Origin of the sequence: Prevotella sp. P5-108 (genome assembly GCF_002251385.1) — a bacterium.
In the GTDB taxonomy this organism is placed as follows: domain Bacteria; phylum Bacteroidota; class Bacteroidia; order Bacteroidales; family Bacteroidaceae; genus Prevotella.
In genome coordinates, this window is sequence record NZ_NPJJ01000053.1 from 1 (window position 1) to 14295 (window position 14295).

10 protein-coding genes are annotated in these 14295 nt (G+C 57.0%); 6 read left to right on the forward strand and 4 right to left on the reverse strand.

Going from position 1 to position 14295, the window contains the following annotated elements; translation table 11 throughout:
• Window positions 1-113: 113 nt before the first annotated feature.
• Both CIK95_RS10180 and asnB read right to left on the reverse strand, forming a co-directional pair.
• The gene (locus CIK95_RS10180; protein ID WP_094387098.1) at window positions 114-1496 is read right to left on the reverse strand and encodes an ammonium transporter; all 1383 of its coding nucleotides are present in this window, start codon (window positions 1494-1496) and stop codon (window positions 114-116) included.
• A 79-nt stretch (window positions 1497-1575) separates the two neighbouring features.
• On the reverse strand, window positions 1576-3273 hold the full coding sequence (gene asnB / locus CIK95_RS10185; RefSeq protein ID WP_094466969.1) for an asparagine synthase B: 1698 nt from the start codon (window positions 3271-3273) through the stop codon (window positions 1576-1578).
• Between the two features lie 558 nt (window positions 3274-3831).
• Between asnB and CIK95_RS10190 the strand changes: the two genes are divergently transcribed.
• From CIK95_RS10190 to CIK95_RS10205, 4 genes are all read left to right on the forward strand, one after another.
• A complete protein-coding gene (locus tag CIK95_RS10190; protein ID WP_094466941.1) occupies window positions 3832-4056 on the forward strand; it encodes a hypothetical protein in 225 nt (74 codons plus the stop codon).
• A 156-nt stretch (window positions 4057-4212) separates the two neighbouring features.
• Complete coding sequence (gene dapF / locus CIK95_RS10195) at window positions 4213-5049, forward strand: diaminopimelate epimerase (RefSeq protein WP_094387096.1); 837 nt, start codon at window positions 4213-4215, stop codon at window positions 5047-5049.
• A 27-nt stretch (window positions 5050-5076) separates the two neighbouring features.
• Entirely contained in the window at window positions 5077-6309 is a 1233-nt protein-coding gene (locus tag CIK95_RS10200) for an LL-diaminopimelate aminotransferase (protein WP_094389372.1), read from the forward strand.
• 182 nt (window positions 6310-6491) lie between these two features.
• Window positions 6492-8681, forward strand: a complete 2190-nt coding sequence (locus CIK95_RS10205) for a glutamine synthetase III (RefSeq protein WP_094466942.1) — start codon at window positions 6492-6494, stop codon at window positions 8679-8681.
• Window positions 8682-8784: 103 nt separating this feature from the next.
• Here CIK95_RS10205 and CIK95_RS10210 read toward each other — a convergent pair whose 3' ends face one another.
• On the reverse strand, window positions 8785-9960 hold the full coding sequence (locus CIK95_RS10210) for a metallophosphoesterase family protein (protein WP_094466943.1): 1176 nt from the start codon (window positions 9958-9960) through the stop codon (window positions 8785-8787).
• A 14-nt stretch (window positions 9961-9974) separates the two neighbouring features.
• Window positions 9975-12272, reverse strand: coding sequence for a GH92 family glycosyl hydrolase (locus tag CIK95_RS10215; protein WP_022310326.1), 2298 nt, complete (start codon window positions 12270-12272; stop codon window positions 9975-9977).
• 155 nt (window positions 12273-12427) lie between these two features.
• On the opposite strand from CIK95_RS10215, the gene CIK95_RS10220 reads away from it, so the two are divergent.
• Window positions 12428-12829 (forward strand): hypothetical protein, encoded by a 402-nt coding sequence (locus CIK95_RS10220; protein ID WP_094466944.1) that lies wholly within the window; start codon window positions 12428-12430, stop codon window positions 12827-12829.
• 95 nt (window positions 12830-12924) lie between these two features.
• Window positions 12925-14289: a TrpB-like pyridoxal phosphate-dependent enzyme gene (locus CIK95_RS10225; RefSeq protein WP_094387090.1), complete on the forward strand. Its 1365-nt coding sequence runs from the start codon at window positions 12925-12927 to the stop codon at window positions 14287-14289.
• The last annotated feature ends 6 nt before the right edge of the window (window positions 14290-14295 follow it).

Sequence of the window (14295 nt, forward strand, 5' to 3'; positions counted from 1 at the left end):
GGGCCGGGGAGGGGCCTCCCTTCACAAAAAAACCGGAGAGCCGACCGTCACGGTTGGCATCCCCGGTTGAGGTTATAGATGTTGTGATTGAGAATATCAATCCTGTCGCATCGCTATTCCTTCTGTCGCAGATAGTCCTCGTATTCGGCTATCTCGCGCTCACCGATATGCGACAGGCCATAGTGTTCCTCGTGCTGGGAGAAGTCGAGGCCCACGCGCTCGCTCTGTGCACTCACGCGCATGGGGATGACCTTGTCGATAAGCCAGTAGCCCAGATAACTCATGGCAAACGTATAGACGATGACGATGGCTACGGCAAGCAGATGGTAAAGGAAGACCACCACGCCAGCCCACGTGCCCGAGATGAGGCCTTCCTGGATGAAGATGCCAGTGAGCACTGTGCCGAAGATACCGCCCGTGCCGTGGGTAGGGAATACGTCGAGGGCATCGTCGATGCGGCTGTGGCTGCGCCAGTAGACAGCGATATTGCATATCAGTGTGATGACAAAGGCGATGAAGATACTCTGTCCTACGGTGACGTAGCCTGCCGACGGGGTGATGGCCACCAGACCTACCACGCAACCCACGGCGGCGCCCATGGCCGAAGGCTTGCGCCCACGCAGACAGTCAAAGAATATCCAGGTCATCATCGCCGTTGCCGAGGCTGTATTGGTATTGAGAAACGCCTTGACTGCCTGGCCGTCAGCATGCAGCGAACTGCCTGCATTGAAGCCGAACCATCCCAGCCACAGCATGGCTGCTCCCAACAGTACAAAGGGGATGTTGGCAGGCTGCGACTGGCGCGTCTGGGCAGCCCTTCTGCCCAGGAAGATGGCTCCCGCGAGGGCTGCCACTCCCGATGAGGCGTGGACCACGATACCTCCGGCAAAGTCGACGACGCCCCATTTGAGAAAGAGGCCGTCGGGGTGCCACGTCATGTGGGCCAGCGGACAGTAGATGAACACCATAAACCACATCATGAAGAACAGGTAGGCCGAGAAGCGCACACGCTCGGCAAACGAACCCGTGATAAGCGATGGGGTGATGATGGCAAACTTCATCTGGAACAGCGCGTAGAGGGCGAGGGGTATTGTGGCGCCGCCCAGCAGCCTTCCCGTAGGCGTGATGTAGGTGTCGGCGCCCACGTGCTGGAACATCAGAAAGGTGGTGGGGTCGCCCAGCACTCCGCCGATGTCGTCGCCAAACGCCAGGCTGAAGCCGAAGACCACCCATAGCACGCTCACCAGGCCCATGGCGATGAAGCTCTGCAGCATGGTAGAGATGACATTCTTGGCTCCCACCATGCCGCCGTAGAAGAACGACAGACCTGGCGTCATCATCAGCACGAAGATGGTGGCGGTGATGAGCCATGCCACATCGGCGCCATTGATTTTGTTGAAGTCGCAGACGAACGAGGGTTCGGTGGCAAACAGTCCGGCGAAGGCTATGACCGTCATGCCCGCCATGAGGATAATCCATTTCTTGTGTACTTTCATTTTCTTTTCTCTTTATAGGATGATTATTTATGTGAAGTCTGTCGGTGACGGGCTGAGCCCCGTCTTCGGGACGGCAGTGTCAATAAGCCTGGGCATGAACGTCGTGGACGGCACGGCCGCTGGGGTCGTTCTTGCCGCTGAAAGTGGCATCCCAAGCCAGCGCTTCGGGGGTGGAGCAAGCCACGCTGGGCACGCTGGGCACACTCAGAGCCGCGCTGTCGCTCGGGAAATGTTCCTCGAAGATGCTGCGGTAGAAGTATTCCTCCTTGTTCTGCGGCGTATGTATAGGGAAACGCTCGTGGGCATGTGCCATCTCGTCGTCGCTCACCGCCTCGGCAGTAATCTGCTTGAGGGTGTCTATCCACGAATAGCCCACGCCGTCGCTGAACTGCTCCTTCTGCCGCCACGCCACCTCGTGGGGCAGCATGTCGGCAAAGGCCTCGCGCAGAATGTATTTCTCTATCTTGTCGCCGGGACACATCTTGGCAGCGGGGTTGAGGCGCATCGCCACATCGAGAAACTCGCGGTCGAGGAAGGGCACGCGTCCCTCCACGCCCCATGCCGCCAGACTCTTGTTGGCACGCAGACAGTCGTAGAGGTAGAGCTTGGACAGCTTGCGCACCGTCTCCTGATGGAAGGCGCGGGCAGAGGGAGCCTTGTGGAAATAGAGGTAGCCGCCGAAGATTTCGTCGGCGCCCTCGCCCGAGAGTACCATCTTGATACCCATCGACCTGATGACGCGGGCGAGCAGATACATGGGCGTCGAGGCACGCACGGTGGTGACATCGTAGGTCTCGATGAAGTAAATCACGTCGCGCAGGGCGTCAAGTCCTTCCTGTATGGTGTAGTTGACCTCATGGTGCACGGTGCCGATATGGTCGGCCATCATGCGGGCCTTGACCAGGTCGGGCGCCCCTTTGAGTCCTACCGCAAAGGAGTGCAGCCGGGGCCACCAGGCTCTCTGCCGTCCGCCGTCTTCGATGCGGCGCTCGGCATACTGTGAGGCTACGGCCGAGACGATGGAACTGTCCAGTCCGCCGCTGAGCAGCACGCCGTAGGGCACATCACTCATGAGCTGGCGGCGCACCGCGCCCATCAGCGACTGGCGCACGGCGTCGGCGCTGGCATCGTTGTCGTTTACGTTGTCATACTGCATCCAGTCTCTACGGTAATAGCGCTTCATGCCAAGGTTACGGCTCCAGTAGTAGTGGCCTGGGAGAAAAGGCTCGTAATGGTCACACTGACCCTCGAGGGCCTTGAGCTCGCTGGCCACGTAGACACGACCCTCGCCGTCATAACCTATATAAAGAGGTATCACGCCGATAGGGTCGCGGGCGATGAGAAACTCTTCGCGCTGTTCGTCGTAGAGGGCAAAGGCGAAGATGCCCGAGAGACGCTCGAGCATGGCAACGATGTCTTTATTGCTGGGGTCGCGGCCGTCGGCAAAGAGGTCGCGGTAGAGGGGGAGGATAGACTCGCAGTCGCTACCTGTGGCGAAGGTGTAGGAGTTGGCATACTGGGCGCGTAGGTCCTGGTGGTTGTATATCTCACCATTGACGGCGAGTATCTGCTTGCGGTCGCAGCTGAACAGAGGTTGGCGACCGGATTGGGGGTCGACGATAGACAGGCGTTCATGGGCGAGGATGGCGGTGTGACCTGTATAGATACCGCTCCAGTCAGGGCCACGGTGTCTTATCTTCTGACTCATACGCAGTGCTTTGTCACGGAGCTGGCCCATAGGGCCGCTAATGTTGAAAATGGCTACAATTCCACACATATTATATATATTTATAAGGTTGGCTGTCTCTGGACGATAGCCGGTGTGTCGTCGTCTGATGCTGTCATCCTGTAGTGTAGCATCCATAACGGGCGAAAAGCCGGAAATAAGTAAGTTTACCCCTGCAAAAGTAATCACTTTTGTCATGATAACCGCCAGAAATAGAGCAATATGATTTAATAAAATCGCAATAATCTGCAAAGTGTAAGATATAAACTCCATAAACCTTACACTTTCTCACATAATCACCGTGATTTGGTTACAGATTGTTACCATCGTCCCGATGGATGGGGAAAGTATAAGGAGGTTTGCCCAGGTCTTCCTCTCCAGTCCCGAATACAATGCAATAGGCGTGAGGATAATATAGCCCAATGTGGAAGGCTTGCTCCCACCGACCATGTATAGTTAGCCCAATGTGGAAGGTACGCACCCCTGGCAACTCCTACAGAGTTGCCGCTGCTTACGGCTATCCTATTGACTATCTCTTTTGTTCCGGCGCGAGCCGGGCTTTTTTTACCGCCAACGGCGGCTTGTTGCTCCTTGGTATCTTCTGACGTCATGCTGCGCATAACGGTGGTGATGACGGTGATGGCACGATGGAAAACTTGTTTTCCGGCTGCCATTGCTGTCATTGCCACCAAGGCGGAGCCGTCAGAAGACGCCAAGGTTTTTTGTATTCTCTTCATCCACGTAGGGATAGCAGATGCGCGCATGGAGATGACCTCTGCAATGCTCCTGGCCATCTCCACGGTATTTTTGATGACCTCTGTGACAAAAGTGTAAGTCTTGGCAACTTCCGTGCTTACATTTTTATGCAAAAATGGCGCCTCGGCGTTGCAAATCGTAACTTTCTCATAAATAAAAGATAAAAAAACAATATTTTAGGGCATGGTTTGTGACAAACTATGTACTTTTGCAATCGTAAGATTGAGAGAAACGATGCACAACAGGATACACTTTACCAAGATGGACGGTGCCGGCAACGACTACATCTATGTCGACACCACCCGCTACCCCATTTCCGACCCGCAGACGGCGTCGGTGAAGTGGAGCAACCGCCACACAGGCATCGGGAGCGATGGTCTGGTGCTTATCGGGAAGCCCTCGATACTGAGCGGAGCCGACTTCTCGATGCGTATCTTCAATGCCGACGGCTCCGAAGCCAAGATGTGCGGCAACGCAAGCCGATGTATCGGCAAATATCTCTATGAACGACATCTTACGGATAGCAGCGAGATAAAACTTGAGACCCTCTCGGGGGTGAAAACACTCTCGCTGACCCTCTCGCCCGACCGGCTTACGGTCACCGGCGTCACCGTCGATATGCTCCAACCCGCTTTCCACCAAGCCAGTCAGTATGACGAGCAGGTGGGTCTTGATGCCCTGCGAGAGTATGGGCATCCTTTGTTTGTGTCGATGGGCAATCCCCACTGTGTGGTCTTCGTCGACGACATCGCCGCCATCGATGTGGCGCGCGTGGGGGCTATGGGCGAGCATCTGCCAGCCTTCCCCGAGCGCTGCAATATAGAGTTTGCCCAGCTGACGGGCACCGACGAACTGCGCACCCGTGTCTGGGAGCGCGGGTCGGGCATCACCATGGCTTGCGGAACCGGAGCCTGCGCCACCGCCGTGGCTGCCGCCCACGTGGGGCTGACCTCACGCGAGAGCGATGTGGTGATGGACGGCGGCAGGCTCCACGTGAGATGGGCCGAGGACGACCACGTGATGCTCTCGGGCCCTGCCGAGTTTGTCTACGACGGCGAGATAACCCTGTAATTCCACTTTAACAACATCAAGAAGAATATGGCTTTAGTAAACGAACACTTCCTGAAACTCTCGGACAATTACCTCTTCGCCGATGTGGCCAAGAAGGTCAACGCCTACCGCGTGTCCCATCCCAATGCCCACGTCATCAGTCTGGGAATAGGCGATGTCACCCAGCCCCTGTGTCCAGCGGTGATTGAAGCCATGCACCGCGCCGTAGACGACCTGGCTGTCAAGCAGTCGTTCCACGGCTATGGCCCCGAGCATGGCTACGACTTTCTGCGCGAAGCCATCCTGAAGAACGACTTTGCCCCTCGCGGCATACACCTTGACCCCTCGGAGATTTTCATCAACGACGGCGCCAAGAGTGATACGGGTAACATCCAGGAGATAGTGCGTTGGGACAACTCGGTGGCTGTCACCGACCCCGTCTATCCTGTCTATATCGACTCCAATGCCATGATAGGCCGCGCCGGAACCTTCGCCAACGGCCGCTGGAGCAACGTGACCTATCTGCCCTGTACTGCCGAGAACGATTTCGTGCCCGCGCTGCCCGACCACCGTGTCGATATGATATACCTGTGCTATCCCAACAACCCCACGGGTACCGTGTTGTCTAAGGCAGAACTGAAGAAATGGGTCAACTACGCCCTCGCCAACGACGCCATCATCTTCTACGATGCTGCCTATGAAGCCTACATCCAGGACAAGTCCATTCCCCACTCGATATACGAGATACGGGGCGCACGCAAGTGTGCCATAGAGTTCCACAGCTACTCCAAGACGGCAGGCTTTACCGGTGTACGCTGCGGATACACCGTCATCCCGCGCGACCTGAAAGCTGTGACCACCGACGGACGCCAGCAGGTGGAGCTCAACCATCTCTGGGAGCGCCGCCAGTGTACCAAGTTCAACGGCGCCAGCTACATCTCACAGCGCGCAGCCGAAGCTATCTACACCCCCGACGGCAAGGCACAGACCCGAGCCACCATCGACTACTATATGGGCAACGCCCGACTCATGACCGACGCCCTGCGCGCCATGGGCTTCAGCGTCTATGGCGGCGAGAACGCTCCCTATCTCTGGGTGCGCACTCCCGAGGGTCAGGAGAGCTGGCGCTTCTTCGAGCAGATGCTCTACGGCGCCTCGGTAGTCTGCACCCCCGGCGTGGGCTTTGGTCCCAGCGGCGAGGGCTACTTCCGTCTCACCGCCTTTGGCGACCGCGACAGTTGCGAAGAAGCCATGCAGCGACTGCGCCAATGGATGGGATGACGGCAGAGAGGATGAAAATCGTAAAAAAAAGTGACAAACAGTAAAGGAATAGGCAAGATTTTCAGTAACTTTGCACACCGTAACGGTGAGGCCCTCCATGTCGGCACGCGACGGAGCCATCGCCGGCAGCGCTGAAACAAAGAATATTCAAGTTATCAACATATTTACAATTCACGAAGATTATGGCAAATTTGAGATTTGATGCTGTAGAAGAGGCTTTCCACAAGAAACCCGTCGAGGTGGCCACTCCCAAGGACCGTCCGTCCGAGTATTTCGGAAAGCTGGTGTTCAACCGTGCCAAGATGTTCAAGTACCTGCCCGCCGATGTATATCGCAAGCTGGTAGATGTAATGGACAACGGCGCCCAGCTCGACCGCTCCATAGCCGACGCTGTGGCTGCGGGCATGAAGCAATGGGCCGAGGAGAACGGCGTGACCCACTACACTCACTGGTTCCAGCCCCTGACCGAGGGAACGGCCGAAAAGCACGATGCCTTTGTCGAACACGACGGCAAGGGAGGTATGATAGAAGAGTTTTCAGGCAAGTTACTCGTCCAGCAGGAACCCGACGCCTCAAGTTTCCCATCAGGAGGAATACGCAACACGTTTGAGGCACGCGGCTATTCGGCTTGGGACCCCACATCGCCCGTGTTCATCATCGACGACACCCTCTGTATACCCACCATCTTCATCTCCTATACCGGCGAGTCGCTCGACTACAAGGCGCCGTTGCTCCGCACGTTGCGCGCAGTAGGAGAGGCTGCCACCGGAGTGGCACAGTACTTCTACCCCGGTGTCAAGAAGGTGCAGGCCAACCTGGGTTGGGAGCAGGAATACTTCCTCGTAGACGAAGGACTCTACTTCGCGCGTCCCGACTTGATGCTTACCGGCCGTACCCTTATGGGTCACGACTCTGCCAAGAACCAGCAGATGGACGACCACTACTTTGGTACCATCCCTGAGCGCGTTCAGGCCTTTATGAAGGACCTGGAAATCGAGGCTCTTGCCCTTGGCATCCCCTGCAAGACCCGTCACAACGAGGTTGCGCCCAACCAGTTTGAGCTGGCGCCCATCTTCGAGGAGTGCAACTTGGCTGTAGACCACAATATGCTTATCATGTCGGTCATGAAGAAGGTTGCGCGCCGCCACGGGTTCCGTGTGCTGCTCCACGAGAAGCCCTTTGCCGGCATCAATGGTTCGGGTAAGCACAACAACTGGAGCCTCTCGACCGACACGGGCGTGCTGCTCCACGCTCCGGGCAAGACTCCCGAGGACAATCTGCGCTTCGTGGTATTCATTGTCGAGACCCTCATGGGCGTGTACCGTCACAACGGACTCATCAAGGCTTCCATCATGAGTGCCACCAATGCCCACCGACTCGGAGCCAATGAGGCGCCACCCGCCATCATTTCCAGCTTCCTGGGCCGACAGCTCACCGACCTGCTCGACCATATCGTCAAAGCCGACAAGGACGACCTCTTCTCGATGAAGGGCAAGCAGGGCATGAACCTCGATATCCCCGGCATCCCCGAGTTGCTCATCGACAACACCGACCGCAACCGCACCTCTCCCTTCGCCTTCACCGGCAACCGCTTCGAATTCCGCGCGGTAGGTTCAGAGGCCAACTGCGCCTCGGCAATGATTGCCCTCAACGCCGCAGTGGCTGAGGCGCTCAACGACTTCAAGAGCCGCGTAGACGCACTCATCACCAAGGGCGAGGACAAGATAAGCGCCATCATCGATGTGGTTCGCGAAGACCTCAAGACCTGCCAGCCCATCCACTTCGATGGCAACGGCTACTCCGACGAGTGGGTTGAGGAAGCCAAGCGTCGTGGTCTCGACTGCGAGACATCATGTCCAGTCATCTTCGACCGCTATCTCGACGAGTCGAGCGTGAAGATGTTTGAGAGTCTCAACGTGATGAAGCGCGCCGAGCTTGAAGCCCGCAACGAGGTGAAATGGGAGACATACACCAAGAAGATACAGATAGAGGCCCGCGTCATGGGCGACCTCACCATGAACCACATCATCCCCGTGGCCACCCACTACCAGAGCCAGCTGCTCAAGAATGTGACCAATATGTATGAGGTGTTCTCCAAGGAGGAGGCCGACGCACTCACCGCGCGCAACAAGAAAATCATCAAGGAGATAGCCGAGCGCACCCAGGCCATAGAGACCGGCGTGGAGGAACTCGTGGACGCCCGCAAGGTGGCCAACAAGATAGAGGACGAGCGCTCCAAGGCTGTGGCATACCACGACACCGTGGCGCCCAAGATGGAGGAGATACGCTACCAGATAGACAAGCTCGAGCTGGTGGTAAGCGACGAACTCTGGACACTGCCCAAGTATCGCGAGATGCTCTTTCTGAGATAACAGACGCTTGGGGCCACAGCGCCCCAAGTCTTTATAACAAAAAAGCGGACCAAGACAGGTTGGATAACCATCTTGGTCCGCTTTGTTTATTGACGCTGTCAGCCTATCGCTGCATGTAGGTCTTGTGGAATGAGGTCTTGCCGTCTTCCTCTATCACTTTGACATCGAGCTTGCCGCCTTCGGCTTTGACCGAGACTATGGCTACATTGCTGTTGGTCAGTATGGGGAACTTCAGACGGGCATTGGGCTCGGTGTAGGCAAACTCGTGGAGGTGGCCGCAGAGCATCAGGTCGACGTTGGCTTCGTTGAGCACGGGGATAAACTTCTCCCTGACCTCAATATCGCCATGCCAGGCTTCCTTGTCATAACGGGGAGGGATGTGGCCCAGTACTACATGGAAGGGGGCACGCTTGTATTCGTCTGAGGCGATGACCTGGCGCAGCCATTCCACCTGTTCGTTGCGGTAGTTGTCATAGTCGGTGATGCCGGCATACTCGATGTCGTTGTCGGGTTTGTCCTCGCCGGTGTCGAGACAGATGAAGTACACGGGACCCTGACGGAAGGCGAAGTAGAGCTTGGCGTCGTTGGGGCGCACATAGCGCTGGAAGCGGTCGGCTATCTGTCCGCGTGTCTCGTGGTTGCCGCGTACATAGTAGAGAGGCTTCTCCGAGGCGAAGAGCTTGACGGCTTCGTCCATAAATCCGTTCCAGATCTTCTCTTCCTTGTCGAGGATTGACAGCATGTCGCCGTTGAAGAAGACGAGGTCCTTGTCCTTGTAGCCGGCATTACCGAGCAGACGCGCCATCACGTCGCTCTTGCCGTGGATGTCGTTGACCACGACAAAGGAGGTGCTCGCCTTGCGCTCATCGAGTGTGGTAAACGCCAGCGGAGCCTTCTTGTAGACCACCGTGGCTGCCACGTTGCCGTAGATGACCCTGTTGGCCTGATGGCTCAACACCTCCTGTGCATAGATGCGGTAACGATAGGTGGTGCCGGGTTTGAGTCCCTTGAGGGTGACGGCATGGATGCGGTCGGTGCGCTTGATGCCGATGTGGGTGTCATAATACCGGGGACGCGCCTGGGCATAGAACTCTATGCCGTCGTTGGGCAGCAGCTCTACCCAAGCTACCGACATGCTGTCGGTGGTCCACACGATGGTGGCCTCGGTTTCGCCTACGCTCTGCAAGTAAGGCCCGTGCAGAATCTTGATGGCGAATGTCTGAGCCGGCAGCAGGGTGAGTGCTGCCAGCATCATCAGTGTTTTAATGGTTTTTCTCATGATTGATATAGTTGTTACTTCTTTTTCTTCAGTTCACGGCTGAACGAGTAGGGGGCGTCGTTGGCGCTGGTGCCGCGCTGGTAGTTGGGCTTCTGGCTGAGGCTGAAGTCGATGTTGGCGCCGCCCATGAGTGTGGCGTGGTCTATGTAGTTGCGGGTGTATTCGCTGCCGTTGATACGCATGCTGCTGATGTAGGGAGCGTCGGCACCGTTGCCATGGGCGTTGATGGTCACCTTGCGTCCGTTCTCCAGATTGAGCGTCACGCTGTCGAAGTAGGGCGTACCCAGCACGTACTGGTCGCTGGCAGGACATACGGGATAGAAGCCCAGAGCAGAGAATACGTACCATGCCGAGGTCTGTCCGTTGTCCTCGTCGCCACAGTAGCCGTCGGGGTTAGGCGTATAGAAGCGGTCCATCACCTCGCGCACGCGCTGCTGAGCCTTCCAGGGCTGGCCCGAGTAGTTGTAGAGATAGATCATGTGCTGGATGGGCTGGTTGCCGTGGGCGTAGTTGCCCATATTCATGACCTGCATCTCGCGTATCTCGTGGATGACAAAGCCGTAGTAGCTGTCGTCGAAGACGGGAGGTACGGTGAACACCGAGTCCATCATCTGGTTGAACGTGGCGTTGCCACCCATCAGGTCGATAAGTCCTTGCGGGTCGTGGAAGACGCTCCAGGTGTAGTGCCAGCTGTTGCCTTCGGTGAAGGCGTCACCCCACTTGAGCGGGTTGAAGGGTGCCTGGAACTCGCCGTTCTTCAACTTGCCGCGCATCAGACGGGTCTCGGGGTCGAATACCTTGCGGTAGTTCATGGCGCGCAGCTTGAATGGGCGCAGTTCCTTGTCCTTCTTGCCCAGTGCCTTGCCCATCTGGTAGATACACCAGTCGTCGTAGGCATACTCCAGGGTACGGGCCACATTCTCCTTGATGTTTACATCGTAGGGCACATAGCCCAGCTTGTTGTAGTATTCGTATCCGAGACGGCCGGTAGAGCTTATCTCTGGGTGAACTGCCTGGGTACCGTGTACCACAGCCTGCCACAGCGTCTCGGCGTCGGCAGTGCGCACTCCCTTGATGATGGCGTCGGCCACTACCGATGCCGAATTGTTGCCCACCATGCAGCCGCGGTGCCCGGGCGACGCCCATTCGGGCAGGAAGCCGCTCTCGCGGTAAGCATTGGCGAGACCTTCCTGCATCTTGGCGTTCTCTGAGGGGTAGAGCAGATTGAGCAGCGGGAAGAGCGAACGGAAGGTGTCCCAGAAGCCGGTGTCGGTGTACATATAGCCCTTCTCTACCTTGCCGTTGTAGGGGCTGTAGTGCATGGGCTGGCCGTCTACCACCTCCCAGAAGGCGCGGGGGAAGAGCACCGAGCGGTACAGACAGCTGTAGAAGGTGCGCAGGTGGTCCAGACTCTGGTCTTTGACCTCGACGCGACCCAGCACCTCGTTCCAGCGCTGGCGTCCGGCCTTGCACACATCGTCGAACGAGCGGTTGCCAATCTCTCCGAGGTTGACTTCAGCCTGCTCGGCGCTGATGAATGATGATGCCACGCGAGCATTGACCACCTCTCCCTTGCGGGTCTTGAAGCCTATGATGGCTCCGGCATGGTCGTTGGCAGTCTCGGCGATGCCGCGGCTGATTACGCCCTTGTCTACGGTGGCGGTATAGGTGAAGTCCTTGTCAAAGGTGATGACAAAGTAGTTGCGGAAGCCCTCGGGCACACCGCCGTGGTTGAAGGTGGTATAGCCCACTATCTTGCGCTCCTGGGGGAGTATCTTCACGTAAGAGCCGTTGTGGTAGGCGTCGACCACCACGAAGGCAGAGTCGGTCTCGGGGAATGTGAAGCGGAAGCTGGCGGCACGCTCGGTGGGCGCAATCTCTGTCACCACGTCGTAGTCGGCCAGATAGGCGCGATAGTAGTAGGGCAGTGCCTTCTCGGCCTTGTGGGAGAACCAGCTGGCGCGCTGCTCCTCGTCGAAGATGGCGCGTCCGGTGACGGGCATCAGCGAGAACATGCCGTAGTCATTGATCCACGGACTGGGCTGGTGGGTCTGCTTGAAGCCACGGATTTTGTTGGCTGAGTAGGTGTAGGTCCAGCCGTCGCCGTTCTTTCCGGTCTGAGGCACCCAGAAGTTCATGCCCCAAGGCATGGCTATCGCGGGATAGGTGTTGCCGGTAGATATCTCGTAGGACGATGCCGTGCCTACCAGCGTGCTTACATAATCTACGGGTTCGGTCTTGCTCCCGGCGTAGGCCATCATGGCCATACCTGCCGACAGCACTACTGTGCAAAGGGTTCTTAGCTTGTTCATTTTGTTTGGCTTGTTTGTATTGTTTCTTGTTATTGTTGTCTTCACCTTATGCTGATGAGGTCCGGCAGCTGGCGCTGTCGGAAAAATCATCTACAAAGTTACGCATAACCAATCATTTTGCAAAACAAATCGCATCATATTTGTTAAAAATATGTATGCGTGCGCGTGTTATGGAAGCCATCTTCATCCCCATTTCTACCATTGCCGCCGCTATCGCATCCCCCGTTGCTGTCGCCCCGTCCTTTGCTATCCGCACCCCATTCCTCGCAGCCCTCACCCCATCCCTCGCCACCCTCGCCGCATCCCTCGCAATCTGCGTCGCGATGGCCGAAAAGTTGTTTCGGCAGTGGGATATAGTCATTTCGGGCTTTGCCTTAATTGTATCGTGGCGTGCAATAGTCGTTTCGCACCACGAAATGACTCTCGATGTCATCTCGGGCATGATTGGCGCCCTCGGCGGCGTGGCGCCTGCTCCCTCTGTCCCGACAGCGATGGTGGGGAGAGTGGCTGAGGCAACTACGCATGGCGCATCGATGGTGGGGGATGGCAAAATGTAGCCCGCGGTGTGTAAAAAACCGGCAAAACGTAATGTGGTTTGCGTGGAAAATACTACTTTTGTAAATGGAAATCAAATCACTTAACACGACAAGACATGAAAAAACAAAAGAGATTTCTGCTCGAGGAAGACCAGATTCCCCGGCAGTGGTACAACATCCAGGCCGACATGCCCACCAAGCCGCTGCCGCCGCTCAACCCACAGACCCACCAGCCCATAGGTCCTGAAGACCTGGCTCATATATTCAGCGAAGAGTGTTCGCGCCAGGAGCTCGATACCGAGCACGCGTGGATAGACATCCCCGACGAGGTGAGAGACCTCTATGCCTACTATCGTTCGACACCTCTGGTGCGCGCGTATGCCCTGGAAAAGGCGCTCGACACGCCTGCTCACATCTATTTCAAGAATGAAAGTGCGTCGCCACTGGGCTCACACAAAATCAATTCGGCACTCGCACAGTGCTATTATTGCAAGCGAGAGGGCGTAACCAACGTCACCACCGAGACCGGAGCGGGCCAGTGGGGCGCCGCGCTGTCCTATGCCGCCAAGATATTTGGTCTCGAGGCTGCTGTCTACCAGGTCAAGATTACCATGAAGCAGAAGCCCTACCGCTCGATACTGATGCGCACCTTCGGAGCCACGGTCGAGGGCTCGCCATCGATGTCGACCCGTGCCGGCAAGGACATCATCACCCGCGACCCCCTCAATCCCGGTTCGCTCGGCTCTGCCATCTCCGAGGCTGTCGAGCTGGCCATGCAGACTCCGGGATGCAAGTATACGCTCGGTTCGGTGCTCAACCATGTCTCACTGCACCAGACAGTGATAGGACTTGAGGCAGAAAAGCAGATGGAGATGGCCGAGGAATATCCCGACATGGTGATAGCCTGCTTCGGAGGAGGCAGCAACTTCGGCGGACTGGCTTTCCCCTTCATGCGCCATACCATCCTCGACGGCAAGAAGACCGAGTTTATCGCCGCCGAGCCATCGAGCTGTCCCAAGCTGACCAGGGGCAAGTTTGAATACGACTTCGGCGACGAGGCGGGATATACTCCGCTGCTGCCCATGTTCACCCTGGGCCACGACTTCAAACCTGCCAATATCCATGCGGGCGGTCTGCGCTACCATGGAGCCGGAATGATCGTGTCGCAGCTCATCAAGGACGGCTATATGCATGGTGTAGACATCCCGCAGCTGGAGAGTTTCCAGGCGGGCATACTCTTCTCGCGCACCGAGGGCATCGTGCCCGCGCCCGAGAGCTGTCATGCCATTGCCGCCACCGTGCGCGAGGCCCTCAAGTGTCGCGAGGCCGGCGAGCAGAAGACCATACTCTTCAACCTGAGTGGTCACGGACTCATCGACATGCCCTCGTACGACAGCTATCTCAACGGCGACCTGATGAACTACTCGCTCTCTGACGAGGAACTGCAGCAGTATCTCGCCCAGGTGCCCAAAATCATGTAGTCAACA

What these genes read in the sequence shown, in the direction of transcription:
- asnB (WP_094466969.1), bottom strand. Translation starts at nt 3,273, where the DNA reads ATGTGTGGAATTGTAGCCATTTTCAACATTAGCGGCCCTATGGGCCAG.
- CIK95_RS10200 (WP_094389372.1), top strand. Translation starts at nt 5,077, where the DNA reads ATGGCTTTAGTAAACGAACACTTCCTGAAACTCTCGGACAATTACCTC.
- CIK95_RS10225 (WP_094387090.1), top strand. Translation starts at nt 12,925, where the DNA reads ATGAAAAAACAAAAGAGATTTCTGCTCGAGGAAGACCAGATTCCCCGG.
- CIK95_RS10180 (WP_094387098.1), bottom strand. Translation starts at nt 1,496, where the DNA reads ATGAAAGTACACAAGAAATGGATTATCCTCATGGCGGGCATGACGGTC.
- CIK95_RS10210 (WP_094466943.1), bottom strand. Translation starts at nt 9,960, where the DNA reads ATGAGAAAAACCATTAAAACACTGATGATGCTGGCAGCACTCACCCTG.
- CIK95_RS10215 (WP_022310326.1), bottom strand. Translation starts at nt 12,272, where the DNA reads ATGAACAAGCTAAGAACCCTTTGCACAGTAGTGCTGTCGGCAGGTATG.
- CIK95_RS10190 (WP_094466941.1), top strand. Translation starts at nt 3,832, where the DNA reads ATGCTGCGCATAACGGTGGTGATGACGGTGATGGCACGATGGAAAACT.
- dapF (WP_094387096.1), top strand. Translation starts at nt 4,213, where the DNA reads ATGCACAACAGGATACACTTTACCAAGATGGACGGTGCCGGCAACGAC.
- CIK95_RS10220 (WP_094466944.1), top strand. Translation starts at nt 12,428, where the DNA reads ATGCGTGCGCGTGTTATGGAAGCCATCTTCATCCCCATTTCTACCATT.
- CIK95_RS10205 (WP_094466942.1), top strand. Translation starts at nt 6,492, where the DNA reads ATGGCAAATTTGAGATTTGATGCTGTAGAAGAGGCTTTCCACAAGAAA.